This window comes from Alsobacter sp. R-9 (assembly GCF_054612375.1).
The window spans coordinates 40,287-65,742 of sequence record NZ_JBTSWJ010000011.1; the positions used below are offsets into that span (position 1 = coordinate 40,287).

At 68.3% G+C, this 25,456-nt stretch carries 24 protein-coding genes; 18 read left to right on the forward strand and 6 right to left on the reverse strand.

Annotated features, from left to right (window positions below; translation table 11 throughout):
• The first annotated feature begins 6 nt into the window (after positions 1-6).
• From dctP to ACX9GQ_RS17470, 7 genes are all read left to right on the forward strand, one after another.
• Positions 7-1,080, forward strand: coding sequence for a TRAP transporter substrate-binding protein DctP (gene dctP, locus ACX9GQ_RS17440; RefSeq protein ID WP_459630847.1), 1,074 nt, complete (start codon positions 7-9; stop codon positions 1,078-1,080).
• A 71-nt stretch (positions 1,081-1,151) separates the two neighbouring features.
• Positions 1,152-1,658 carry a TRAP transporter small permease subunit gene (locus ACX9GQ_RS17445; RefSeq protein ID WP_459630848.1) on the forward strand — a complete coding sequence of 169 codons (507 nt, stop codon included), beginning with the start codon at positions 1,152-1,154 and terminating at the stop codon, positions 1,656-1,658.
• 34 nt (positions 1,659-1,692) lie between these two features.
• On the forward strand, positions 1,693-3,006 hold the full coding sequence (locus ACX9GQ_RS17450) for a TRAP transporter large permease (protein ID WP_459630849.1): 1,314 nt from the start codon (positions 1,693-1,695) through the stop codon (positions 3,004-3,006).
• 46 nt (positions 3,007-3,052) lie between these two features.
• The gene (locus ACX9GQ_RS17455; protein WP_459630850.1) at positions 3,053-3,760 is read left to right on the forward strand and encodes a cyclase family protein; all 708 of its coding nucleotides are present in this window, start codon (positions 3,053-3,055) and stop codon (positions 3,758-3,760) included.
• Between the two features lie 66 nt (positions 3,761-3,826).
• Positions 3,827-5,248, forward strand: a complete 1,422-nt coding sequence (locus tag ACX9GQ_RS17460) for an amidase (RefSeq protein WP_459630851.1) — start codon at positions 3,827-3,829, stop codon at positions 5,246-5,248.
• Positions 5,249-5,252: 4 nt separating this feature from the next.
• Entirely contained in the window at positions 5,253-6,056 is an 804-nt protein-coding gene (locus ACX9GQ_RS17465) for an SDR family NAD(P)-dependent oxidoreductase (protein ID WP_459630852.1), read from the forward strand.
• A gap of 33 nt (positions 6,057-6,089) precedes the next feature.
• Complete coding sequence (locus ACX9GQ_RS17470; RefSeq protein ID WP_459630853.1) at positions 6,090-6,896, forward strand: enoyl-CoA hydratase/isomerase family protein; 807 nt, start codon at positions 6,090-6,092, stop codon at positions 6,894-6,896.
• Positions 6,897-7,032: 136 nt separating this feature from the next.
• Here ACX9GQ_RS17470 and ACX9GQ_RS17475 read toward each other — a convergent pair whose 3' ends face one another.
• Positions 7,033-7,452: a hypothetical protein gene (locus ACX9GQ_RS17475; protein ID WP_459630854.1), complete on the reverse strand. Its 420-nt coding sequence runs from the start codon at positions 7,450-7,452 to the stop codon at positions 7,033-7,035.
• Between the two features lie 820 nt (positions 7,453-8,272).
• Between ACX9GQ_RS17475 and ACX9GQ_RS17480 the strand changes: the two genes are divergently transcribed.
• Positions 8,273-9,388, forward strand: a complete 1,116-nt coding sequence (locus ACX9GQ_RS17480) for a DUF2778 domain-containing protein (protein ID WP_459630855.1) — start codon at positions 8,273-8,275, stop codon at positions 9,386-9,388.
• 9 nt (positions 9,389-9,397) lie between these two features.
• Here ACX9GQ_RS17480 and ACX9GQ_RS17485 read toward each other — a convergent pair whose 3' ends face one another.
• Both ACX9GQ_RS17485 and ACX9GQ_RS17490 read right to left on the reverse strand, forming a co-directional pair.
• Positions 9,398-9,733, reverse strand: coding sequence for a c-type cytochrome (locus ACX9GQ_RS17485; RefSeq protein WP_459630856.1), 336 nt, complete (start codon positions 9,731-9,733; stop codon positions 9,398-9,400).
• A gap of 124 nt (positions 9,734-9,857) precedes the next feature.
• Entirely contained in the window at positions 9,858-11,165 is a 1,308-nt protein-coding gene (locus ACX9GQ_RS17490; RefSeq protein WP_459630857.1) for an NAD(P)/FAD-dependent oxidoreductase, read from the reverse strand.
• A gap of 148 nt (positions 11,166-11,313) precedes the next feature.
• Between ACX9GQ_RS17490 and ACX9GQ_RS17495 the strand changes: the two genes are divergently transcribed.
• Together ACX9GQ_RS17495 and ACX9GQ_RS17500 are read left to right on the forward strand one after the other, a co-directional pair.
• Entirely contained in the window at positions 11,314-11,628 is a 315-nt protein-coding gene (locus ACX9GQ_RS17495; protein ID WP_459630858.1) for a hypothetical protein, read from the forward strand.
• Between the two features lie 91 nt (positions 11,629-11,719).
• On the forward strand, positions 11,720-12,337 hold the full coding sequence (locus ACX9GQ_RS17500; protein ID WP_459630859.1) for a YitT family protein: 618 nt from the start codon (positions 11,720-11,722) through the stop codon (positions 12,335-12,337).
• Positions 12,338-12,344: 7 nt separating this feature from the next.
• On the opposite strand, the gene ACX9GQ_RS17505 is transcribed toward ACX9GQ_RS17500, so the two are convergent.
• A complete protein-coding gene (locus tag ACX9GQ_RS17505; protein WP_459630860.1) occupies positions 12,345-12,755 on the reverse strand; it encodes an META domain-containing protein in 411 nt (136 codons plus the stop codon).
• Positions 12,756-12,880: 125 nt separating this feature from the next.
• On the opposite strand from ACX9GQ_RS17505, the gene ACX9GQ_RS17510 reads away from it, so the two are divergent.
• Positions 12,881-13,873 carry a Bug family tripartite tricarboxylate transporter substrate binding protein gene (locus tag ACX9GQ_RS17510; protein ID WP_459630861.1) on the forward strand — a complete coding sequence of 331 codons (993 nt, stop codon included), beginning with the start codon at positions 12,881-12,883 and terminating at the stop codon, positions 13,871-13,873.
• 267 nt (positions 13,874-14,140) lie between these two features.
• Here the strand turns inward: ACX9GQ_RS17510 and bchE are convergent, their stop codons facing one another.
• The gene (gene bchE, locus ACX9GQ_RS17515; RefSeq protein ID WP_459630862.1) at positions 14,141-15,850 is read right to left on the reverse strand and encodes a magnesium-protoporphyrin IX monomethyl ester anaerobic oxidative cyclase; all 1,710 of its coding nucleotides are present in this window, start codon (positions 15,848-15,850) and stop codon (positions 14,141-14,143) included.
• Between the two features lie 71 nt (positions 15,851-15,921).
• Positions 15,922-17,244 (reverse strand): Hsp70 family protein, encoded by a 1,323-nt coding sequence (locus ACX9GQ_RS17520; protein ID WP_459630863.1) that lies wholly within the window; start codon positions 17,242-17,244, stop codon positions 15,922-15,924.
• A gap of 473 nt (positions 17,245-17,717) precedes the next feature.
• Between ACX9GQ_RS17520 and ACX9GQ_RS17525 the strand changes: the two genes are divergently transcribed.
• The 7 genes from ACX9GQ_RS17525 (at position 17,718) to ACX9GQ_RS17555 (ending at position 25,418) form a co-directional block, all read left to right on the forward strand.
• Positions 17,718-18,974 carry an aconitase X gene (locus tag ACX9GQ_RS17525; RefSeq protein ID WP_459630864.1) on the forward strand — a complete coding sequence of 419 codons (1,257 nt, stop codon included), beginning with the start codon at positions 17,718-17,720 and terminating at the stop codon, positions 18,972-18,974.
• 5 nt (positions 18,975-18,979) lie between these two features.
• On the forward strand, positions 18,980-19,426 hold the full coding sequence (locus tag ACX9GQ_RS17530) for an aconitase X swivel domain-containing protein (protein WP_459630865.1): 447 nt from the start codon (positions 18,980-18,982) through the stop codon (positions 19,424-19,426).
• A 193-nt stretch (positions 19,427-19,619) separates the two neighbouring features.
• Positions 19,620-20,864: an FAD-binding oxidoreductase gene (locus ACX9GQ_RS17535; RefSeq protein ID WP_459630866.1), complete on the forward strand. Its 1,245-nt coding sequence runs from the start codon at positions 19,620-19,622 to the stop codon at positions 20,862-20,864.
• A 43-nt stretch (positions 20,865-20,907) separates the two neighbouring features.
• Positions 20,908-21,918 carry a 4-hydroxyproline epimerase gene (locus ACX9GQ_RS17540; RefSeq protein ID WP_459630867.1) on the forward strand — a complete coding sequence of 337 codons (1,011 nt, stop codon included), beginning with the start codon at positions 20,908-20,910 and terminating at the stop codon, positions 21,916-21,918.
• Positions 21,919-22,222: 304 nt separating this feature from the next.
• Positions 22,223-23,137, forward strand: a complete 915-nt coding sequence (locus tag ACX9GQ_RS17545; protein ID WP_459630868.1) for an ABC transporter permease subunit — start codon at positions 22,223-22,225, stop codon at positions 23,135-23,137.
• 2 nt (positions 23,138-23,139) lie between these two features.
• Positions 23,140-24,552 (forward strand): high-affinity branched-chain amino acid ABC transporter permease LivM, encoded by a 1,413-nt coding sequence (gene livM / locus ACX9GQ_RS17550; protein WP_459630869.1) that lies wholly within the window; start codon positions 23,140-23,142, stop codon positions 24,550-24,552.
• On the forward strand, positions 24,552-25,418 hold the full coding sequence (locus ACX9GQ_RS17555) for an ABC transporter ATP-binding protein (protein ID WP_459630870.1): 867 nt from the start codon (positions 24,552-24,554) through the stop codon (positions 25,416-25,418). Before livM ends, ACX9GQ_RS17555 begins: the two co-directional genes overlap by 1 nt.
• Positions 25,419-25,456 lie beyond the last annotated feature (38 nt).

Here is a 25,456-nt window from a genome sequence, read left to right on the forward strand (position 1 = left end):
ACCAACATGTCAAAGTGGATCGCTACGGCAGCTGCCATCGGTGGCTTCGCATTCCTCGGGGCTTCAACTGCGACCGCGCAGCAGTCGCTGTCCCTTCGCCTCGGCTCGGGACACCCGATGCAGGCCGTCGAGTACACGCAGGCAGCCCACAACTTCCTGGTGCCCGAATTGATCAAGCGGGCGAAGGAAAAGGGCATCACCCTGCGGATCCAGGAACTCCACGGGGGCACGGTCGCGAAGCTCACCGAGGTGTTCGAGGCCACCCGAGACGGTCTTCTCGACGTCGGCCTGTGGGCCTACGCCTTCGAGCCGACGGACGCCTTCCTCCAGAGCTTCAACTTCTACCTTCCCTTCAACTCGCCCGATCCGCTCAAGGTCACCCAGGCGAGCCGGAAGACGTTCGAGCAGTTCCCGCAGCTCACCAAGGTTTTCGAAGAAAAGCACAATCAGAAGTGGCTGGGCACGGCCTGCGTGGGCAACTACGGCCTCGGAACCAGCTTCGCCTGGGACAAGGTGGAGGATCTCAAGGGCAGGAAGATTGCCGGGGCCGGCGCCAACCTGAACTGGATCGTCGGCGCGACCCCCGTCGCGTCCAATCTGAACGAGGCCTACAACGCCATCCAGAGCGGCGTCTACGAAGGGTACATCATCTTCCCGGGGTCCTGGTACGGCTTCAAGCTGCATGAGGTCGGCAAGAACTTCATGAAGGTCGACTTCGGGTCGATGGCCATCCAGGCCGTGACGGTCAACCTGTCGACCTGGAACAAGATGTCGCCGGAGCTGCAACAGATCTTCATCGACGTCGTCAAGCAGTACGAGATCGAGACCGCCAAGATCTGCGAGAAGTTCAGCATCGACGGCGAGGCGCAACTGAAGAGCGCGAACGTCACGGTGAAGCAGCTCTCGGATGCCGAAAAGGCGAAGTGGTGCGAGTTGATCAAGACCTGGCCCAACTCGATGGCCCAGGAAGCCGTGAAGCGCGGCCAGCCGGGGCCTGAGGTCATGAACTTCTACATCAAGACCATCGAAGAGATGGGGCACAAGTTCCCCTGCAAGTACGAGATCACGGCCGCGAAGTAGCGGGCCCACCGACGGCGGCCGCTGCAGGCGTACCGGCCGCCGTCTCTCGTCCAGGGCATGCGGAGTTCACCATGAGAATGCTCGACGGCGTCCTCGACTGGATCGCTCGGACCATGAAGCTCGTCGCCGCCGTGTGGCTCTTCATGCTCTCGATCTTCATTCTGGTCGAAGTCCTCGCAAGGCTCGCCAACATCTCGATGGCCGGCCTCAAGGAAGTCATCGCCAATTCGATCGTGGTCATCGCCTTCCTGCAGCTCCCCTACACAGTGCGGATCGGCGGGATGCTGCGGGCGGAGATCATCGACGACTTCGTTCCCGCAACGGTTGCGATCTTTCTCAGGCGCCTCGCATTCGTTCTTGGAGCCCTGCTGTTTGCTGCCGTCGCCTACGCGGGTTGGACGCCGATGATGAGGGCCTGGGCGACAGGCGAGTACGAGGGCGAAGGCGGCTTCAGGGTCGTCACCTACCCGGTCCGCACGGCCATCGTAGTCTGCAGTGCCCTTGGTGCGCTGAACTTCCTGATGCTGGCCATCGGGGTTTCCCGGCCCGGCTCCGCCGAGAATTCACCGGCACATTGAAGCCTGCCTCCAGAACTCGAGTGGTACCATTCTGATGGACGGATACCTGTTCAGCCTCATCATGATCGGCGCGCTTCTCACGCTGGTCCTGCTCGGCATACACATCGTCACCGCCCTGGGGGTGGTCAGCTTCATCGGCATCGCCATCCTGATGGGCGGGCTCGATCCGGCGCTGAACCTGCTGTCGAACACCGCCTACGAGTCGATCCGCGACTACGTCTTCGCGGTCATCCCGCTCTTCGTCCTGATGGGCGAACTGGTCGCCCGCAGCGGGGCCGCCGGCGACCTGTACCAGATGGTCAACCGGGCCCTCGGCCGCATGCCGGGCCGGCTCGCCATCGCCACCGTCGGCGGCAACACGGTGTTCGGGGCTGTGACGGGCGTCAGCATCGCATCCGCCGCGACCTTCTCCCGCATCGCCTACCCGGCGATGGTGTCCCACGGCTACGACAAGGGCGTCTCGCTGGGCTCGATCGCCGGATCCGCCGCACTCGGCATGCTGATCCCGCCGAGCGTCCTCATGATCGTGTGGGGCGTGCTGACGGAGCTTTCGGTCGGCAAGCTCTTCATTGCCGGGATCCTGCCCGGGCTCGTCTTGACCGTGATGTACGGCTTCTTCCTGTACGCCTACGCTGTCCGGCGACCGGATTTGTTCGGCGGTACACGGGACAAGGGCGATGCGCTCCCGCGTCTGACCCGCGAGCAGGTGAGCGGATCCATCGGCGTTGCCGTCCTCATCGTGCTCGTCCTTGGCGGGATCTGGTTCGGGTTCTTCACGCCCACCGAAGCGGCGGGCATTGGAGCCCTGATGGCCCTGGCTCTCGCCCTGTACAAGGGGATGAGTTGGTCCCAGGTCGCGGACGCGGTGTGGCAGACGGGCCGGACCTCGGCGCCGATCCTGTTCCTGCTCATCATGGCGCAGCTCTACTCGCGCCTCCTCGCCTTCGGCGGAATAGTCGACAGCATTCACGACACCCTTCTTGGACTTGGTCTGGGTGCGTTCGGCGTCCTCGCCGTGATGTTCCTGATCTGGTTCATCCTCGGCATGTTCATCGACTCGGTGTCGACGATCCTGCTCACGGTGCCGATCTTCCATCCGATCGCCGTCGCGCTGGGGATCGATCCGATCGCCTTCGCGATCGTCGGCATCCTTGCGATCGAGGCCGGCCTCGTCACGCCGCCCTTCGGCATCAGCGTCTTCACGGTCAAGTCGACGATCAATGATCCTCAGGTTTCGCTCGGGGCCATTTTCAGGGCGGCGGTTCCCTACTGGATCATGCTGTTCCTTCTGGCCGTGCTCATCGTGCTCGTCCCCGGCATCGCGACCCTGCTGCCCAGCATGATGTGAGTTCTTCCAAGACCTTGTCGTTCACCACGCGCCACAGGAGAGAACCATGGCTGCCATCCCGCAAGGACGTATCGTCGACCTCACGCTGACGCTCGAGGACAACATGACGGCGCACAAGATGTTCCAGTCGCCGATCATCGTGCCTCACAAGCTCCACAGCGAAACGACGAGCTACAACCTGGGCGTGCCGGGCGATCCGATGACGTTCCAGACGAATTTCCTCAGCACGCTCGATCACGTCGGCACGCACGTGGATGCCTACATCCACATCAACCCGAAGGGTGCGAGCGTGGACGAGATGCCTCTCGACCTCTTCATGGGTACGGCGGTGTGTCTGGACCTGCGCCACATTCCGGACCTGGCGGACGTGGACGTCGGAGATCTGGAGGCGGCCGAGCGCGCCGCCGGCGTGAAGATCGACGGCAAGATCGTCCTGATGTGCTCGGGTCTGACCAAGAAGCACTATCCCGGCCGCGAGGCCTGCCAGACCAACTGGGGGCTGACTGCCAAGGCCACGCACTGGCTCGCGGACCGTGGGTCCAAGGCACATGGCGTCGAGGGCCCGTCGACCGACCGTCCGAACTGGGGAGAATTTCCGAGCCACCGGGTCTGCCGCGACCGTGGGATCTTCCACTGGGAGTGGCTCGTGAACCTCGAGGAACTCATCGGAAAGGGCGAGTTCTTCTTCTCCGGCGTTCCGCTGAAGATCAAGAAGGGCTCGGGTTCTCCGGTCCGCGCCTTCGCGATCGTCTGAACAGAGAGCAGCGCTGCGGCCGGTCTGTCCGGACCGGCCGCTCCCCTTTCTTGCTGGAGCGAAGTCATGTCCGATCTCAACTGGGCGTCCGCGCTGGACCTGCGAAAGCTCATCGAGACACGTCAAGTCTCCCCCGTGGAGGTCGTCGAGGCGTCGCTCGCGCGACTGGGCGCGGTCGAGGGAGACATCAACGCCTTCGTGGAAGTCACGCACGAGCAGGCCAGGGGAGCGGCACGCGAGGTCGAGAAACGGCTCATGGCGGGCGAACCGGTCGGCCGGATCGCGGGCCTGCCGCTTTCCGTCAAGGACCTGATCGCGGTCAAGGACGCACGGCTCACCTTCGGCTCGCGAGCCATGGCTGACAACGTCGCAAGCATTGACGCTCCCTCGGTGGCACGCGTGCGGCTCGACCAGGGGGCCATCATCGGAAAGACGACGACGAGCGAGTTCGGCTGCAAGGGTGTCGGCTCCTCGCCCCTGACCGGCATCACGCGGAACCCGTGGGATCTCTCGAAGACGCCCGGGGGGTCGAGTTGCGGGGCTGCGGCCAGCATCGCGGCGGGTGTCACACCGTTCGGGCTCGGGACCGATGGTGGCGGTTCGATCCGCCTCCCCTCCTCACTCACGGGACTGTTCGGCATCAAGGGGCATTTCGGGCGCGTCCCCGTGTTTCCCACCAGCGCAACGCCGACCTTGGCTCACGTTGGCCCGATGGCGCGGACCGTCAGGGATGCAGCCCTCCTGCTTCAGGTGATATCCGGCTACGATCCCCGAGACCCCGGCAGCGTGGCGCAGCCCGTCCCTGACTTCCTGGTCGAATGCGACATGTCCCCGAGAGGGCTGAGGCTCGCCTGGAGCCCGACCCTGGGGTACGCGAGGCCGGATCCCGAAGTCCTGTCCATCGTCGAGAATGCCGCCCGCGTGTTCGAAAGCTTCGGATGCGAGATCGAACTCGTCGAGCACGTCTTCGACGATCCCGTCGAACAGTTCATGGCCGAATTCTTCGCCGGCGCGGGAACGAGGCTTCGCAGCGTCCTGCTCGAGCGCCGGGAGCTCCTCGACCCGGCCGTGGCCAGGACGCTGGACAAGGCCCTGTCCCAGACGATGAACGGCTACTACGCGACCGTCTTTCAGCGCTACGACCTGCGCACCAAGCTCTGCGCCTTCTTCGAGAAGTATGACGCGCTCCTGACCCCGACGCTGCCGGTAGCGGCTTTCGATGCCGAGCGCGACTATCCGGCAGGGCTCGCAGACGACGACAACATCCTCGCCTGGATCTTCTACACCTATCCCTTCAACCTCACCGGGCTCCCTGCAGCCTCGATCCCCGCCGGCTTTACCGGAGCGAAGCTTCCGGTCGGCCTCCAGATCGTCGGGAAGCATCTCGGCGAGCACCTGATCTTCCGGCTCGCCGCCGCGTTCGAAGCAGCGCGGCCATGGGCGCATCACCGGCCGCCCATGACCTACGCCAACGGCAAGGGGAGCTGAGGCCATGGGAAGACTCGAAGGACGGGTGGCATTCGTCACCGGTGCCGGCTCCATCGGGCCGGGCTGGGGCAATGGCAAGGCCGCCGCGGTGCTGTTCGCACGCGAAGGCGCCAAGGTCGTCTGCTGTGACATCAACGCCGACGCTGCCGAAGAAACGGCTGCTCTGGTGAGACAGGAAGGCGCCGAAGCGCTCGCCATCCAGGGTGACGTGACGAACGCCGAGTCGGTCGAAGCGTCCGTGGTTCGGGCCGCCCGGCACTTCGGCTGGATCGACATTCTTCACAACAATGTCGGAACCCTCGAACTCGGCGGCCCCGTCGAAGCGTCCCTGGAAAGCTGGAACCGGGTGATGACCATCAACGTCACCAGCATGTTCCTGACCGCGAAATATGTCCTGCCGATCATGACGGCGAGACAATCCGGGGCGATCGTGAACGTGTCCTCGGTCGTGGCGATCACGTCGGTGGGTCCGCATTACATCTCGTACAGCTCCAGCAAGGCCGCGGTGAACCAGTTCACGCGGGCCATCGCGATCCAGTATGCGGGCCAGGGGATCCGGGCCAACGCGATCATGCCAGGGCTGATGCGGACGCCGATGGTGGAGAAGACGCTTGGTGCCGGCCTGCCGGCGGAAGAGATGGAAGCCATGATCCGGCGCCGTGACGCGGCTTGCCCCTCCGGCCGCATGGGCGACGCCTGGGACGTCGCGAAAGTGGCCCTGTTCCTGGCCTCGGACGATGCGGCCTATGTCACCGGACAGGTGATTGCCGTCGATGGCGGGCTGACCCTCAAGTCCGCGTCGTTCTGATCTGACCCGCTCTCCAACCCGGACGGATGAACCATGAAGGAATTCAAGGCCTGCGAAGTCACCATCGATGGGGCAGTCGCCACGGTGACCATTCTGGCCCCCGGCCGGTTGACCCGCGGAACCGCTGATCTGCATTGGGAACTTGGCGAAGCCTTCAGCATGCTTCGGGGCAACACCGACGTGCGCATCGTCATCCTGACGGGTCAGGACGGGCAGTTCTACAAGCCGCGGGAAAAGGAGTTCTATGAGAGCGAGGCCGCGCGCGCCTACCTCATGAACCCGAAGGGTGCATGGCAGACCTTTACCGGACTGATCCGCACCCACCAGGCCATGGCCGAACTCGAAAAGCCGATTATCGCCAAGGTGAACGGGCCGGCGATCGGCTTTGGCTCCAGTCTCGTGTTCGCTTGCGACCTCATCGTCGCCGTCGAGGATGCGCCCGTGGTGGACATGCACCTGGGCATGGGGGAAGTCCCGGAGGGTGGCCCCGCCTATGGCATCGTTCCGGGCGACGGAGGTGCGTCACTCGTCCCGCTCTTCATGACGCCCGCAATCGCCAAGGAATTCCTCATGTTGGCGAAGCGCTGGACTGCGGCCGAGCTCGCCGAACACAAGATCATCAACTACGCGGTGAAACCTGAAGCGCTTGACGCCAAGGTGGACGAACTCGTCACCCAGCTCCTGAAGCGTCCTTCCTATGCGCTCGCGTGGACGAAACGGGTCATCAACAGGCCGATCGTCGATCGCCTCAACATGACGCTCGACGCGGGTGCCGCCTACGAGATGATCAACTTCCTTCAGCTCGATCGCAGCAACTGGATTGACCCAAAGAGCTTGTGACGGAAGCGCCGTTCGCGCGCGCCGAACGGGCCGCGACGGGTGAAGGCGAGAGCAACGGCGAGTTGAGGCAGCACCCGCCCGGAAAAGGCGAAGCCCGCACCGCCCTCCCGGCCCCGGCGTCGCATTCCGTTCGCGGTCACGTGCCGATCATCCGCGGCACGAAGGCCACCACCGTGACCAGCAGGACCGCGTTGGCGGCCATCCCGATGACGTGCAGGCGGCGCAGGCGCTCGCCGGTGCCGGGGATGCCGGCGTCGCCGTCGGCGAGCGCGGCGTCCAGGCGGCGCAGCAGGAAGGACCGCCAGACGAGCGCAACCGCGGCGATGGCGGCGAGGACCTCGGCCTGCACCACATGACCCTCGACGGCGATGGCCGCGGCGCCGACCGCACTGATCGCGATGAGCGCGGCGAAGTAGCCGTAGAACTGGGTGCGCAGCAGCCAGCCGACCGGGTGCACATCGAGCTTCACCAGCAGGAAGGCGGGCGAGGCGATGAGCAGGTAGAACATCGGCAGGAGCAGCACGACCACCGCCACGAGGATCACGTGATTGGGCATGCGGTCTCCCTCGTCGTCCGGGCCGCCCGGACACTCTCCCGACCGCGCCCCCGGACCAGTCGCGATCCAAGCCGCACCTGACCGGAAGACGGCTCCGCTCCCGCCACGATGCGCGGGCGACGCCGCGCCGTCAAAGGGCGGACCCGCCAGGACAAGCCGGGCGCACCGGGCTGTTCCTGGGCCAGTCGACAGGGCTCCCTTCGCAGACCCGAAACACTGCGCGTCACACGCCGCGCCGGAACGGTAGGCACCCGGCCTCGCACGGCCGGACGGACACCGCTTTTCGATTCCCGGTCAGGGACTTCCTGACGCTTCCTGAATCAACCCGGCAGCCAGCCCTCGCCGGAATCGGTTCAGGAGCGTTCGCGCGCAACATCCTGTCGGCACACAGGAATACCGGCCCGCACGCCAGGGCGCACAGGACGCCCCTGCGTCTCTCAAGGCTCTGCCCCGCTCAGCGCATTAGGATGGGTTTGAGGGACACCCGCGCGACTGAACGGGTTGCAGGAGGCCCAGTCCTCGGCACTGTCGCCGCGGCGACCTCCCCTGGGTGAGGCGTCGCGCAGCGGGTATCGCGCACGACGCAGGCCGGTGAAGGAAGCGCGTGCCCCTTCCCGTCTTCACGGCTCCGGGCATTCCGATCATCCCGGTTGAATGAGGCGAGAACGGTCCGATCCGGCACACCCTAGGTGGCAAACCGTTAACCACGCCGCGCCCATCATGGTGAACGAGTTGCTGACGGAACCCGGGTCTCGAGCCCGCCGCCGGCGCGTGCGTGGTGTCAGTGTTGCAGGTGGGCGTTGTGTCGGGTGCGGGTGGCGTGAAGGCGTTCCGTTTGCGCGGAGCGGGGATCGGCGTGCGCCTCGTCGGCGTCCTCGTCGCAGGATTGGCCACCGCGGGGATCATCGCGGCGCTGAACGGATGGACGCCCGAGTTCCGTTCGCCGGATGAGGTCGTCGCCACACGCATCGTCCCGCCGGCGCCCCCCTCCCCACCGCCAGCGCTTGCTGCCGTCCCGCCCTCCATCATGCCTGCGGTCCCGCCGGATCGGCCGGCGGTGCAGGCCGATCCCGTCCTCGCCAGCCTCCTGACCGATCCCGTCGTGCTGGCCGCCCCCGGAGCGTCGGCCGCCTTCGCACCCGTCCTCGGCCCGCACTTCGTGCTGCGCGCCGGTTCGTCCGAGCCGGCGCCTGTCGAGCGGCCAGCGCCTCACCAGGCATCGCCGGAGGTGACTGCCAGCCTCGGCACGCCGGCAAACGAGCCGGTTGCTGCGCCGGTGCCGCCCGCACGCCCGCAGGTGATGGCGCGGACGAGGGCGAGTGGTTCTTCCGCGTCCGTCTCCGCTCGCCCGGTCACGGCCGCCGCGGCTCCGGCGACGGAAAGCGGCCCTGTCGGCCTGCTGCGTCGGCTGTTCGGGCCGTCCGAGGCCGAGAAGGGCCCGGCCCTCGCCTACGCGCCCTCCGACGATGGCGGCCTGCGCGGCATGCCGGGCCTGGCTCCGCCGGCACCGGCGCCGCAGCGCGACCGGCCGACCGGGACCACCGCCGTCTACGACATCAGCGCGAAGACCGTCACGATGCCGGACGGCCGCCGCCTCGAGGCGCATTCGGGCCTGGGCGAGCTGATGGATGACGTGCGCTCGGTGAAGGTGAAGAACCGCGGCGTCACGCCGCCGAACGTCTACACCCTGCGGATGCGGGAGCGGCTGTTCCACGGCGTCCGCGCGATCCGCCTGATCCCGGAGGACGAGCGCAAGATGCATGGCCGCGACGGCATGCTGGCGCACAGCTACATGCTGGGTCCGCGCGGCGATTCCAACGGCTGCGTGTCGTTCAGGGACTACGATGCCTTCCTCAACGCCTTCCTGAGGGGCGAGGTCACGCGGCTCGTGGTCGTGGAGAGCGCCAACGCAACGCTGGCCATGTCGACGCGCTGATGCAGCGGGTCACTTCCGAAGGCTCAGGATGTAGGCCGCCACGTCCGCCTGCTCGGCGGGCGAGAGGATCAGGTTCGGCATCGACGGGTGCGACGTACGCAGGAAGACCGTGACGGCGAGTTCCGTCGTGGACGGCAACGCCGCGATGGCCTCGAAGGTCGCTGCCATGCGGGGCAGGACGGAGGCGCCGTGGCAATCCATGCACGATTGATCGGCGATCCGCCGGCCCTGCACCGGGTCTCCGGCAGGCTGGGCCGAGAGGGGCGATGCGGCCAGCAGGCCGGCCACCGCGGCCGTGGCCATGCGGGCCGAGGGACGGCAGGCCAAGGGGTGACTGCGGAACATGGGGCCCTCCCGGCACGAGCGAGGTTCCCCTACAACGTCATGAGGACGGCGACGGACCGCAATACGCAGTGTCGCGCATGTGCCGGCGCGCCGGCACTGACGCGCGTCCCGGACGGACACCCGGTTAGTGCAGCTTGAGCCGGGGCCGGATGACCTGGTTGACGTGGCCGACGACGATGAGCGCGATCCCCTTCAGCCAGCCGTGGATGCCGATGAGGTGCATGCGGTAGAGCGAGATGTAGACCATCCGGGCGAGCCGCCCCTCGATGGCCATGCGCCCGCCCACGAGGTTGCCCATCAGGCTGCCGACGGTCGAGAAGCGGCTCAGCGACACCAGCGAGCCGCGGTCTTCGTAGACGAAAGGCTCCAGCGGCTTGTTGCCGATGAGCGCGAGGATGTTGCGGAATGCCGTCCACGCCATCTGGTGCGCTGCCTGCGCCCGCGGCGGGATGGGACGCTCGGCACCCTCGGGCTTGTAGAAGCAGCAGTCGCCGATGGCGAAGACGCGGTCGTCGAGGGTGGTCTGCAGGGTCGGCCGCACGACGAGCTGGTTGCTGCGGGTGACCTCGAGCCCGTCGAGGTCGCGCAGGAGGTCGGGCCCGCGGACGCCGGCGGCCCATACCTTGAGATCGGCGGGGATCTCCTCGCCAGCCGCCGTGACCATGGCCTCACGGGTGACCTTGGTGATCGCCGTTCCCGTCAGCACGCGCACGCCCAGCGCCTCCAGCTCCGCATGGGCGGCCTCGGCCAGCTTCTCCGGCAGCGCCGGCAGGATGCGCGGACCCGCCTCGACGAGCGTCACCTTGAGCCGGCTCTCGTCGAACACCTCGAGTCCGTAGTGCCGCAGCCCGGCAGCGGCATTGTAGAGCTCGGCCGCCAGTTCCACGCCCGTCGCCCCGCCGCCGACGATGGCGATGTTGACGTAGGCATCCTCCCGCGGGTCCTGGCTCATGACCCGCGAGACGCGCAGGCACTGGTTCAGCAGCTTCTGCCGGAAGCGGTCGGCCTGCTCCCGGTCGTCGAGGAAGATGCAGTGCTCGCGGGCTCCCGGCGTGCCGAAGTCGTTCGACACGGCGCCGACCGCCAGCACGAGGTAGTCGTAGCGGATGCGGTGGCGGGCCAGCACCTCCGTGCCGTCCTCGTCCACCACGGGCGCGATGACGACCTGGCGAGCGGCGCGGTCGATGGTCTCCAGAGAGCCGTAGAAGAAGCGGTAGCACCAGCGGAAGCCGTGGCTGCGGTAGCCGACCTCGTCCATGTTCGCGTCGAGGGAGCCGGCGGCCACCTCGTGCAGCAGCGGTTTCCAGATATGGGTCCGGTTGCGCTCGACGAGGATGACGTCGAAGTCGTCGCGCCCCAGCGCGTCGCCCAGCCGCCGCACGAGCTCGAGCCCGCCCGCGCCTCCCCCCACCACCACGATCTGGGTCTTCATCCCCGCCGCCTGCGTTGTTTCGCCGCATATTCTACGTAGCGAGCACGGAAATGGTTCAACTTCCGATCGGTTGAAACAGCCCGGCCCCCGTGTCGTCCTGCTGTCGTTTCAGCATGGATTTCTCAGGATGCGATCGTGGTTGGCCGGAATGGCCCTGGCGGCATGCTGCACGGCCGCACCGGCCCAGACGGCAGAACAGGCGTTCGCGATCAAGGCCATTGCCGATGCCTTGGCGCTGGTCCAGCAGTGTCCGGACTACCGGATGGACGTCGACCGCATGCTCGCGCTTTCCGCGACCTACCGGATCGGCCCCTCCAACAGCCACGCCATGCGCGCTGCGCGGTGGCAGGCCGCCGCCGACGCGGGACGCCTCGCGGGCCGGCGGACGGAAGCCTGCGAGACGGCCCGGCGGATGTTCGGCGAGACGGGGACCGAGGTTCCCGGCCTCCTGGTCGCCCGCTGACGGAGCAGGCGCCGGGCCTTGCATCGCCAGCCCGCGTACGGCAAGGCCGTGGCGGACGCGGCCACCGGGCCCGCGAAGCCCGGAGCAGGTCTTGGCCGGCGACACCCCCTCCCCGCATGCCCACCGTCCCTACGAGGACATTGCGGCCGTGCTCACCGGCACGCTGGTGGTTGCCGTCGGCATCACGCTGCTCGCGAAGGGCGGGTTGATCACCGGCGGCACGGCGGGGCTCGCGCTGCTGGCGGGCTACGCCACCGGAGCCCCCTTCTCCGTCGTCTTCTTCCTGCTGAACCTGCCGTTCTATGCGCTCTCGGTGGCGCGCATGGGGTGGACCCTGACGCTGCGCACGGTCATCGCGGTGACGCTGGTGTCGGCGTTCGCGCGGTTCGTGCCGCAGTGGATGACGGTGTCCGCCATCGATCCGCTCTTCGCCGCCGTCGCCGGCGGCACGCTGGCGGGGCTGGGGCTGCTGATCCTCTTTCGCCACCGCACGAGCCTCGGCGGCGTCAACATTCTCGCGCTCTACGCCCAGGAGCGGCACGGGTGGCGCGCGGGCAACGTGCAGTTGGGCATCGACGTCGCCATCCTCGCCGCGGCGGTCTGGATGGTGGGGCCGGAGCGCGGCGCGCTGTCGGCCCTGGCTGCGCTGATGCTGAACCTCGTGATCACCCTCAACCACCGTCCGGGGCGCTACACCGGGTTCAGCTGAGCGCCCGTCAGCGGCGAGCCGTGATGCTCTGGCCGTCGGCGGTGAAGAGGCGGAGCGCGCCGGTGGCGTCGATCTCGTAGCGGGTGACGGCCGAGAGCAGGGCGAAGTACGCCTGCTCCTGCTTCATCAGCGCCTCCGGGCACGCCATCTGGGTGGAGGCGAGCGGCGTGAAGCTGAGGTTCGCGTCATGCAGCGCGAAGCCCCCCATGAAGCGGTTGCAGGAGCCGCTGCCGGACACCGCGCCCTCCGCCGAGAAGGCGATGGTGGGACGCGACCTGTCGACGATGCCCTTTCCACCGATGTCCTCCACCACCCATGCAGCCTGGGTCAGGGCCTTCGGCGGCTCCGAATGGGCGCGCGCCGGGGCCATGGCCAGGACTGCTGCAAGAAGGACGAGGCCGAAGGGAAGGCGTCGCATCCCGATGCTCCAGGGTTCGCCTGCACGCCGTGATGGCGCGCAACGCCGGTCGGGGCGGCCCGCGGCCCTTGCGGGCCGGGGCGCCCCTCGGCCATCATGGAGAACCAAATCCGGGAGGGAATGCAATGGGTACGACGCGCCGCGACGTGTTGGCGGGCCTTGGCGTGACGACGGCAGCGCTGGCGCTGCCGGGGCGGGTGAAGGCGCAGACGCCCTGGGCGCCGACGAAGCCGATCCGCCTCGTGGTGGCCTATCCGGCCGGCGGACCCACCGATGTCATCGCCCGCGTCGTCGCGCAGGAAATCTCCGGCCCGCTCGGGCAGAACGTCGTCGTGGAGAACGTCGCGGGCGCGGCCGGCGCGCTCGGCACGCGGCAGGTCGCCAAGGCAGAGCCCGACGGGCACACCATCACGTTCGGCAACAACCAGACGCATGGCAACAACATGTTCATGCTGAAGGAGCCGGGCTACGACGCGGTGAAGGACTTCGCCCCGCTCGCCGGCACCGGCGCGTTCGAGCACGTGTTCGTCACGCGCAAGGACCTGCCCGTGAACGGCATCCAGGACGTCATCAAGCTGGCGAAGGAGAAGCCGGGCGAGCTCAACTACGGGTCGACGGGCCTCGGCTCGGGCTCGCACCTGTCCACCGAGCTCTTCATGGCCCGCACCGGCACGAAGATGACGCACGTCCCCTACCGCGGCGCGGCGCCGCTGGTGCAGGACATGATGGGCGGGCGGATCGACATCGCCAACTCGACGCTCTCCAGCGTCATCGCGCAGATCCAGTCCGGCGACCTGAAGGGCGTCGCCATCGGCAGCGCCCAGCGCAACCCGAAGTTGCCGAACGTCCCGACGCTGCAGGAGCAGGGCGTGATGGGCGCCGACGCCTCCTCGTGGACCGCCTTCTTCGCCCCGGCCGGCATTCCGCCGGCGGCCCGCGACCGCCTGTCGCGCGAGATCATCGCCGCGCTGAAGAAGCCGGAGACGCTGGCCGCGCTCGACAAGATCGGCTTCACCGTCCAGATCATCGAGCCCGACGCCTTCCGCGCCTACCAGGTGAAGGAGATCGAGGTCTGGACCGAGATCGCGAAGGCGGCAGGCATCAAGCCTGGCGAGTGAGCGGGCCGGCCTGATGCCGCGGCACCGTCCCGCGCTCGCCAGCGGAACGGTTGCTCTGGATCCCCTTCCCGGCGCTACGCGCCGCCGGGGATGACGGGTGGAGGGGGCGGCGCCTTCTTCCACACGCCGTGATGACGCTCCTTCGGCCCGACACCGGGCGTCATCCCCGGCCGCAGCGCCGAAGGCGCGCAGGGGGAAGGGAATCCAGCGACGACGCGGATCCCGCCCAGTGCGGACTGAAACAGTCTTGCGTCGCCGGATGCCGCCTCAGGCAGGCGGCCGGGCCTCCGGCGCCGTCGGGGTCCGGGCGGCGATGGCGGCCATGTCGGCCTCGGTCATCTGCTGCGTTCCGCCGCCGCAGGCCATGACCTTGGCGGGGATGGGCTTGGGACCCTCGTCCTCCATCTGCTCCTTGCCGCCGCCGCAGGCCATCGCCTCCGCGGCCGCCTGGCCCTTCTTCTTGCGGTTGTGCGTGGTCTGCCACTCCACCTGGTCGACGGGTGCGCGCTTGCGAGTGCGGTCGAAGTGGAAGTCCACCTTCTTCTTCGACTGCGGGCCCCAGTAGTCGACCTTGCCCAGGTCGTAGAACTTGCGCTCGAACCCGGCCTTGAGGAACGCCTTGAGGCAGCCGAGCAGGTAGCGCCGCCGGTCGCCGCTGCCGCTCCACGGGTAGGAGAACAGCGCCTTCTTCATGTAGAAGCGGCGGTAGTTGTTCATCACCCGGTCGAGCAGTTCGCCCCGGTCCATCGCCTCGGGCTTGATGATCGGCGTGACGAAGTTGTACTTCTCGTAGTCGAAGATCTCGACCCGGTCGCCGAGCTCCTTGAACAGGTCGGAGAACGGCCAGGGCGTGTACATCGCCCAGTTGGCGAGGTCCGGCTTCCAGTCGCACGCCATCTTGTACGTTTCTTCCAGCGTCTCGGCCGTCTCGTTCTCCAGCCCGACGATGAACTGCGCCTCGACGACGATGCCGGCCTCGCGCAGGAGGCGGATGGCTTTCTTGTTCTGCTCGATCGTCGTCTCCTTGTTGAAGAGATCGAGCTTCATCTGCGCCGCCGCCTCGGTGCCGAGCGACACGTGGATGAGGCCGGCCTTGCGGTAGAGCGGCAGCAGGTCCTCGTCTCGCAGAATGTCGGTGACGCGGGTGTTGATGCCCCACTGGATGCCGAGGTCGCGGCGGATCAGTTCCTCGCAGAAGGCGACGAACTTCTTCTTGTTGATGGTGGGTTCCTCGTCCGCGAGGATGAAGAAGCCGACGTCATGCTCCTTCACCAGCGTCTCGATCTCGTCGACGACGCTCTTGGGGTCGCGGATGCGGTAGTCGCGCCAGAACTTCCACTGCGAGCAGAAGCTGCAGGTGAAGGGGCACCCGCGCGCCATGTTGGGGATGGCGACGCGCTTGCCGAGCGGGATGTAGATGTATTTGTCCCACTCCAGCACGCTCCAGTCGGGCTTGAGCGCGTCGATGTTCTTGACGGTGGGCGCGGCGGGCGTCGCCACCACCTTGTCGCCCTCGAGATAGGCGATGCCGCGGATCTTGTCGCGCTGCGCGGGCCAGCGGCCCTCGTCGATGGCGCGGATCAGGTCGACGATGATGTCCTCGCCCTCCCCGCGCACGATCGCGTCGATCCACGGCGCCTCGGGCAGGACCTGGTTGTACATGAAGGTGGCGTGCACGCCGCCGAGCACGGTGATCGCCTGCGGCCGCACCTCGCGCACCATCTCCAGCACGCGCTCGGCCTTGTAGATGGAGGGCGTGATCGCGGTGGTGCCCACGACGTCGGGGGCCGCGTCGGCGATCATCCCCTTGAGGCGGTCGTCGTCGATGTCGTTGGTCATCGCGTCGATGAACTGGACATCGGGGAAGCCCGCCTGCTTCAGCGCCCCTGTCAGGTAGGCGACCCAGGCCGGCGGCCAGTTCCCGGCGATCTCCGCCCCGCCCGAGTGATAATTGGGGTGGATGAAGAGGATCCGCATGGGGGCCACCGTTCGTGGGAGGAGTGTCCACGACGATGGTGACGGCGACTGTCAACTTGCATTGACACAGGTCAATGTCCGGACGATGGAACGCTTCCGACGGTCCACCCGTCGAGATCCGGCTCCCGCCCGATGAGCGCCAGCCCCGCCGCGATCGACTCGAATTCGTCGCCCGAGACGGGGCGCTTGTCCCCGAACCGCTGCCGGAACAGCCGCCGGATGGCTGGGACGAAGGACGTGCCGCCGGTGAGGAACACCCGGTCGATCCCGTCCGGGCGCACCTGCGCGCGGGAGAGCGCCGCGTCGAGCGTGGCCTCCACCTGCGCCACGTCGTCGGCGATCCAGCTCTCGAACTCGGCACGGGTGACCCGGGCGCGGATGTCGATGCCGCCCTGCGCGAACACGAACTCGGCCGCCTCGCTCTGGGAGAGCTCCCTCTTGGCGGCCGAAACCGCCTGGTAGAGCGCGAAGCCGAGATCGTACTCGACGATCTCGATGAAGCGCTCCAGCGCCTCGCGCGCCACGGCGCTCTTCGCCAGCTGCCGCAGTTCCTTGAGGTCGCCGTTGGCCTTCATCATCGACAGCTGGTTCCAGCGCGCGAAGTTCGCGTAGAAGTGGCCGGGCACCGTCAGCGACTTGCCGAAGGACAGGTAGTCGGAGCCCTTGCCGAGCCGCGGCGAGACCACCCGGTCGAGGAAGCGGTAGTCGAACGTGTCGCCGGCGATGCCGATGCCGGCATGGCCCAGCGGCGTCGCCACCCGGCGACCGCCCTTGCGGCCGAAGCGCAGCACCGAGAAGTCCGTCGTGCCGCCTCCGAAGTCGGCGACGAGGATCGTCGCGTCGCCCTCCAGCGCCCGGGCATAGTGGAAGGCGGCGCCCACCGGTTCGTAGACGAAGGCGGGATCGTCCACGCCGAGGCGCGCCGTCGCTTCGCGGTAGCGCGCCATCGCCAGCCCCTCGTCGGGATTGCCGCCGGCAAAGCGCACCGGGCGTCCCATGACGACCCGCGCCCCCTCCGTGTCGAGGCCGCTGTGCCGGCGCACCGTGCCGAGGAAGGTCGCCATGAGCGCCGGGTAGTCCATGCGCTCGCCGAACACGATGGTGTCCTTGAACGACGCGCTGCCGGCGAAGGTCTTGAAGGACTGGATGAACCGCAGGTCCGTGACGGCGGTGAGGAAGGCGTCGACCGCCCACGGGCCACCGTCGAACCGCTTGGTGTTCACCCCGTCGATCCGCTCGTGCCACCAGCACAGGGCGGACATGAACGTGGTCATCTCCACGCCGCGGTGGTCGAACCGCACGACATGGGCGGGCCCATCGGGACCTGCCAGTGCCACGACGGTGTTGCTGGTCCCGAAGTCGATGCCGACCGAGACGCGCGAGGGGGACGACATGGCCAGGCTCCAGCGGGGGGACGCGGTGTCTACAGGAGGCGGCTGCAACACTCAAGCGACGGGCACCAGGCGCACGAGGTCGTGTCGACGGTCCCAAGCCCCCCGCCCCTGCCCCTCCCCACAAGGGGGAGGGGTTCCCGCGGCGGCAGACAGGTCGAGCCCGAGGCTTCGATGGCACGGGCGCGCTCGCCGCGCCCCCGCCCGAAGGAGGCTCCCTTCCCTCCCCCTTGTGGGGAGGGACCGAGGGTGGGGGCGGCGCCACCCGGCTCACCCGGTGACGAGAAGCGCCTCGACGACCCCCACCCCCTGCCCCTCCCCACGAGTGGGAGGGGTGAATCGCTCACAGGCCTGATGGCCGCCCCCTTTGCCCGCCACCGGGGCTCGCGCAAGGCATACGACGCCCCCGATATCCCCTTGCCAGCCGCCCCCGCGCCTCCCGATAGTGCGCGGCGGTACGCAGGGGGCGGGATGGAATGACGACACTGACGGCCGAGGAACAGGCGATCGCGGCGGGGTCCGCCGGCGAGGGCGCCGGCATGGCGATGCGCATCGTCGCCGAGAGCGCGCGGCTGATGGGCGCGCCGCGGCTGATCCCGGTGGCCTCGGCCCACATCGACGGGGCGCTCTACCACGGCGATTCCGGCACGCTCTTCGCCGAGGCGCTGGTGGCGGGCGGCGCCCGCGTCGCCGTACCCTCCAGCCTCAATGTCGGCGCCCTCGATCTCGTCGGCTGCTCGCGGGTCCGCCTGCCGCCGCACGAGCGGGACATGGCGAAGCGCATGATGGTCGCCTACGAGGCCATGGGCTGCGCGCCCACATGGACCTGCGCGCCCTACCAGGCCGGCCACCGGCCGGCGACCGGCACGGACGTCGCCTGGGGCGAGTCGAACGCCGTCGTCTTCTGCAATTCCGTGCTCGGCGCGCGCACCAATCGCTACGGCGACTTCCTCGACATCGCCTGCGCCATCGTCGGCCGCGCGCCGGACTACGGCCTCCACCGGCCCGAGAACCGCCGCGCCCGCTTCGTGGTCGACACCTCCGCCGTCAGCCCGGCGCTGAAATCGAGCGAGGCGTTCTGGCCGGTGCTGGGCACCTGGTACGGGCTCACCGCCGGCACCTCCGTCGGGGTCATCGACGGCCTCGCGGGCTTCGCCACCGAGGACCGCCTCAAGGCGCTGGGCGCGGCCTCGGCCTCGGCCGGGGGCGTCGGGCTGTTCCACATCGCCGGCGTGACGCCCGAGGCGCCCGACGTCCCCACTGCGGCCGGCGGCGACGCCTCGGCACTGGAGCGCATCGCCCTCACCGGCCCGATGCTGCGCGCCGCCTATGACCGGCTCTCCACCGACGGCACCGGTGCCGTCGACGCCGTCGCCATCGGCAGCCCCCACCTCTCCCGCGACGAGGTGGACGAACTGGCGCGGCTGCTCGCCGGGCGCAGGGTAACGATGCCCTTCTATGCCTGCACCGGCCGGCACGTGATCCGTTCCATCGAGGCCGACGGTGTCCGCGCCGCGCTGGAGGCGCAGGGCATCACCTTCGTCGCCGATACATGCGTGGTCGTGACGCCCATCCTCGACCGGACGTCGGGGGTGCTGATGACCAATTCGGGCAAGTTCGCCCACTACGCGCCCGGCAACACCGGGCTCGCCGCGCGCTACGGCTCGCTCGCGGACTGCGTGGAAAGCGCCGTGGCGGGCCGGCTCGTCAGGGAGGACACGCTGTGGGCGTGACGGCCATGGAGAACGGACCGGCCCCCGCCGGCACGCGCTACGAGGTGCTCGTCGCGGGCGACGCGCCCGGGCGCGGCTGCGTGCTGGCGCTCACCCACCCCATCAGCTTCTGGGGAGGGGTCGACCCGCGGACCGGCACCATCATCGACGCCCGCCACCCGCAGCGCGGCGAGGTGATCGCCGGGCGGGTGCTCGCGTTGCCGGGCACCATCGGCTCCTCCTCGGCGTCCGCGGTGCTGCTGGAACTCGTCCATGCCGGCCGTGCGCCGGCGGCGATCCTGATGACGGAGCCCGACGCCATCCTGCTGCTCGGCCTCGTGGTCGCCCGGCAGATGGGCTGGCCGATCCCCACGGCGCTTCGGATGCCGGTGGAGGCCCAGCGCGCGCTGGCGGGACGCACGGTCACCGTCGATCCCCGGGGCGTCGTGACGGCAGAGGACGGGGCCGGCTGAATCAGAACCTGAGCGCGTCGGGCCAACCGATTCATCCGGCGGCCCTTTCCGCGGACGCGGCGATGTCGCCCTCCCCTTCGCAGAACGCCGCTCCGCCGTTTAGGATCGCGCCCGGCGGACGAGTCGTCGCAGGCCGCAGCGCCGAACGGGCCGCGATCGGAACCTTCATCCCTCGACCTGGCAAAACGAACCCATGAACATCGTCGTCGTCGGCGCCGGCCTCGTCGGGCTCGCATCCGCCCATGCGCTGGCCCGCGAGGGGCACCAGGTCACGGTTCTCGATCGGGAAGGCCCCGCCGCGGGGGCCTCCCAGGGCAATGCGGGGTGGATCGCCCACACCGACATCGACCTCATCGCCTCGCCCAAGATGCTGCGGCAGGTGCCGGGCTTCCTGCTGGACCCGCTGGGGCCGCTGGCGATCCGCCCGAGCTATCTCCCCCGGCTGCTGCCCTGGCTCGCCCGGCTCATCGCCGCCTCGCGCCCGTCGCGGCTCGAACAGTCGGTCAAGGCGCTCGTCTCCTTGCAGGCGCAGGCCCTGCCGGCGTGGGACGCGCTGTCGGCCGAGCTCGGCATCGGGCGCCACATCCACCGGCGCGGAGGGCTGTTCGCCTACGTCGACGCCGGCGCCTTCGCCCGCAACCGGACGCATGTCGAGACACAGCGCGCGCTGGGCATCGCCGTCGACGAGATCGACGGCCACGCCGTGCGCCAGATGGAGCCGGGCCTGACCGACGCCATCGTCGGGGCGACGTTCTATCCCGACGCCGCCCACGTCTCGGACCCGCGGGACCTCACCATGGCCCTGTTCGAGGCCGCGCTGGCACGCGGGATCGCCTTCGAGCGGGCCGCGGTGACGGCGGTCGAGGCCGGCCCGCCGGTGACGCTGCGCCTCGCCGGCGGTGACCCGCTGACGGCTGACGCCGTCGTCGTGGCGGCCGGGGCATGGTCAAAGCCCCTCGCCGCCGGGCTCGGTGACGATGTCCCGCTCGACACGGAGCGCGGCTACAACGTCAGCTTTCCCGGCGCCACGTCGGTGCTGTCACGCCCCGTCGCCTTCCCGGGCTTCGGCTTCGTCGCCACACCTCTCGACAGCGGCCTGCGGGTCGGCGGCGCCGTGGAACTGGGCGGGCTCGAGCTGCCTCCGAACCACGAGCGCTCCCGCGCCCTTCATGCCCGCGCCCGCGGCTTCATCCGCGACCTGCCGGACTACGAGACCGGCACGCGGTGGATGGGCTTTCGCCCGTCGATCCCCGACTCGCTGCCCGTCATCGGCCGGTCGGCGGCGTCGCCGTCGGTGGTGCTCGCCTTCGGCCACGGGCACTACGGGCTCACCCAGTCGGCGGCGACAGGCGCGCTCGTCGCCGATATCATCGCCGGACGCTCCCCGGCGATCGACCTGGCGCCCTTCGCGCCCGGCCGCTTCGCCAGGGGCTGGTGACGTCCGCACCTGAATCAGTTTGGCAACACGAGACCGCAAGACCATGGCGACACACACTTTCTTCTGCGTCGACGGACACACCTGCGGCAATCCCGTGCGCCTCGTCGCCGGGGGCGGCCCGCCCCTCGTCGGCAGCACCATGGTCGAGAAGCGCGCGCACTTCCTCGCCGAATACGACTGGATCCGCACCGGCCTGTGCTTCGAGCCGCGCGGCCACGACATGATGTCGGGCGCCATCCTCTACCCGCCGACCCGTCCGGACTGCGACATCGCCTTCCTGTTCATCGAGACCTCCGGCTGCCTGCCCATGTGCGGGCATGGCACCATCGGCACGGTGACGATGGCGCTCGAGCGCGGCCTCGTGACGCCGCGCGAGAAGGGCGTTCTGCGCATCGACACGCCCGCCGGCCTCGTCGAGGCCCGCTACGTCGAGAAGGACGGCTTTGTCGAAAGCGTCCGCATCACCAACGTCGCCTCCTTCCTGCACTCCCGGCAGATCACCGCCGAGGTGGACGGGATCGGAGAACTGGTGGTGGACGTCGCCTATGGCGGCAACTTCTACGCCATTGTCGAGCCGCAGAAGAACTTCCCGGGGCTCGAGCACGTCGAACCGTCCGACATCCAGCGCTGGAGTCCCAAGGTCCGGGCCGCGTTCCGGGCGAAGTACGAGTTCGTCCATCCCGAGAACCCGGCCATCAACGGCCTCTCGCACGTGCTGTGGACAGGAACGCCGACGCAGCCCGACGCGCATGCCCGCAACGCCGTGTTCTACGGCGACAAGGCCATCGACCGCTCCCCCTGCGGGACGGGAACGTCGGCCCGCATGGCGCAGTGGGCGGCCCTGGGGAAGCTCGGCGTCGGCGACGCGTTCGTCCACGAGTCGATCATCGGCACCATGTTCAAGGGGCGGGTCGAGCGCGCGGCCAAGGTCGGCCCCTACGACGCCATCATTCCGTCCATCGAGGGGTGGGCGCGGATGACGGGCTACAACACCATCTTCATCGACGACCGCGACCCCCTCGCCCACGGCTTTCAGGTCAAGGACAGGACCTGAGTCCGCGCCGGGAGGCAGCCCTGCGCCAGCCGCAGCCCTGAGCGATCTGTCGCACAGGATTGCGCGAAGCGCCAGCTTTGCCGCAGATTCGACGAAACGTCGGCGTGGAAGTTGGGGGCGCGCAACAGGTTCCGCTTTTTGTCGGAAACGTGACGGGCCCCGATTGTGGGGCCTGAAACGGATTGGTAAGACTTGCCCCGGGCGGGAGGGTGCCGGAAGGCACGTGCCTTGCTTGCGTTGCATCACCGGCCGCTACAACGACGCCTAAGGCGCGCGCCGGCGAGAGAGGGGAGTGGCGTAAGTCATGGAAGTGTTTCTCCAGCAGCTCATCAACGGGCTGACGCTGGGATCGATCTACGGCCTCATCGCCATCGGCTACACGATGGTGTTCGGCATCATCGGCATGGTGAACTTCGCCCACGGCGACGTGTTCATGATCGGCGGCTTCATCGCGCTGATCCTGTTCATGGTCTTCACCGCCTGGATCGGCTTCGCCGTCATCCCCGCCCTGCTCCTCGTGCTCGTCTTCGGCATGGTGCTGACGGGCCTGTGGAACTGGAGCATCGAGCGTGTGGCCTACCGGCCCCTGCGCGGCTCCTTCCGCCTCGCCCCGCTGATCTCCGCCATCGGCGTCTCGATCTTCCTCGCCAACTTCGTCCAGGTCATCCAGGGCCCGCGCAACAAGCCGCTCCCGCCGATGATCCAGGGCAACTTCGTGCTGATGGGCGAAGGCTCGACCACCGTCGTGCTCGCCTACAAGCAGATCGTCATCGTCGTCGTCACGGCCCTCCTGCTGGCCGTGTTCTGGTGGCTGGTGCAGAAGACGCCGCTCGGCCGCGCCCAGCGCGCCTGCGAGCAGGACCGCAAGATGGCAGCCCTGCTCGGCATCGACGTCGACAAGACGATCTCGCTCACCTTCGTCATCGGCGCCGCGCTCGCCGCCGTCGCGGGCGTCATGTATCTGATGTACTATGGTGTCGTGAACTTCGCCGACGGCTTCGTCCCGGGCGTGAAGGCCTTCACCGCCGCGGTGCTCGGCGGCATCGGCTCGCTGCCCGGCGCCGTGCTCGGCGGGCTGCTGATCGGCCTCATCGAGACCATGTGGTCGGCCTATTTCACCATCGACTACAAGGACGTGGCGGCGTTCTCCATCCTCGCCATCACGCTGATCTTCCTGCCGACGGGCATCCTCGGCCGGCCCGAAGTCGAGAAGGTCTGACCATGGCGGCCACCACCCAATCGAGGGGCGCCGTGGCGCCCGACGGCACCGTCAACTGGTCCGTGGCGGTCAAGGACGCGGGCTTCGCCGCGCTCGTGATGCTCGGCCTCTGCTTCCCGATCGTCGCGCTGCAGACGGTCCAGAACATGGCGAACGAGCTCGTCCTCGAGCCGCGTCCGCTTCTGGTGCTCGTCATGTGCGCGGTCGTCTTCGTCGGACGGCTCGGCATCACCGCGCTGCAGGCCCGCAAGGCCTCCCGCCCTGCGCCGAAGGCGGTGACCGGCCCCGGCCGCTTCGATGCCCTGCGGCCCTACGTGGCCCCCGCCTGCCTCGGCTTCATCGCCGTGTACCCCATGCTGGCGCTGGCGATGGTGGGCCCGGGCGGGTCGATCAAGTGGATCGACAACTTCGGCATCCAGATCCTCATCTACATCATGCTGGGCTGGGGCCTGAACATCGTGGTGGGCCTCGCCGGCCTGCTCGACCTCGGCTACGTCGCCTTCTACGCGGTGGGCGCCTACTCCTACGCGCTCCTCGCCACCAAGGTGATCCCTGAGGTCTTCCCGGCCCTGGGGTTGTGGGCCTTCTGGGTCTGCCTGCCCGTCGCCGGCATCCTGGCGGCGATGTGGGGAATCCTGCTGGGCTTCCCGGTCCTGCGCCTGCGCGGCGACTACCTTGCCATCGTGACGCTTGCCTTCGGCGAAATCATCCGCCTCGTGCTGATCAACTGGGTGGACTTCTCGAACGGCTACGCCGGCATCTCGTCGATCCCGCGCCCGACCTTCTTCGGCATTCCGTTCAACGCGTCGGACACCGGTTTCGCGGCCGTCTTCGGGCTTGAATTCAGTCCGATCTACCGAACGATCTTTCTCTACTACGTGATCCTCTGCCTTGCCCTGCTCACCGCCTTCGTGACGGTGCGGCTGCGACGTCTGCCGGTCGGGCGCGCGTGGGAAGCGCTGCGCGAGGACGAGATCGCCTGCCGCTCGCTCGGCATCAACACCACGAACACGAAGCTGACGGCCTTCGCGCTGGGCGCCATGTTCGGCGGCTTCGCCGGCTGCTTCTTCGCCGCGCGCCAGGGTTTCATCTCGCCCGAGAGCTTCACCTTCATCGAGTCGGCGCAGGTCCTGGCCATCGTCGTCCTCGGCGGCACGGGCAGCCTCGTCGGCGTGGTCATCGCCTCGATCGCGCTGGTCGGCGGCTTCGAGATCCTGCGCGAACTCGACTTCCTCAAGCAGATTTTCGGCCAGAACTTCGACCCGACGCAGTACCGCACGCTGCTGTTCGGCCTCGCGATGGTGCTGATCATGCTCTGGAAGCCGCGCGGCCTCGTGTCGACGCGCGAGCCCACCGCCTTCCTCAAGGAGAGCAAGAGCGTCTCGGGCTCTCTGGTGAAGGAGGGGCACGGCTGATGACGACCTCCCTCCTCAAGGTCGAGCACCTGACGATGCGCTTCGGCGGCCTCGTTGCGGTCAACGACCTCTCCTTCGAGGCCCGCCGCGGCGAGATCACGGCTCTGATCGGCCCCAACGGCGCCGGCAAGACGACCGTCTTCAACTGCATCACCGGCTTCTACAAGCCGACGGAGGGCATGATCGGCCTCACGCACGCCGACGGCTCGACCTTCCTGCTGGAACGCCTCACCGACTTCCGGATCAACTGGAAGGCCAAGGTCGCCCGCACCTTCCAGAACATCCGCCTCTTCCAGGGCATGACGGTCCTGGAGAACCTCCTCGTCGCCCAGCACAACCCGCTGATGATCGCCTCCGGAATGACCTTCGGCGGCATCCTCGGGCTGAAGAGCTACAAGGACAATGAGCGCAAGGCGATGGACAAGGCCGTCTACTGGCTTGAGAAGACTGGCCTGATCGACCGCGCCGACGACGCCGCAGGCGACCTCCCCTACGGCGCGCAGCGCCGGCTCGAGATCGCCCGCGCGATGTGCACGGGCCCCGTGCTGCTGTGCCTCGACGAGCCTGCGGCGGGCCTCAATCCGAAGGAGAGCCTCGAGCTCAACGACCTCCTTCGCTCGATCCGCAAGGACCACGGCACCTCGATCCTGCTCATCGAGCACGACATGTCGGTGGTGATGCAGATCTCCGATCACGTGGTGGTGCTCGACTACGGCACCAAGATCGCCGACGGCACGCCGAAGGAGATCCAGAACGATCCGAAGGTCATTGCCGCCTATCTCGGCGTCGAGGACGAGGAGGTCGACGCGGTCGAGGCCGAGGTCGAGCACGTGGCCGAGGAAGTCAGCGCGGAGAACCGCCCGTGAGCGCCCCCACCGCCTCCGCTCCCGCCGCCACCGCCGCG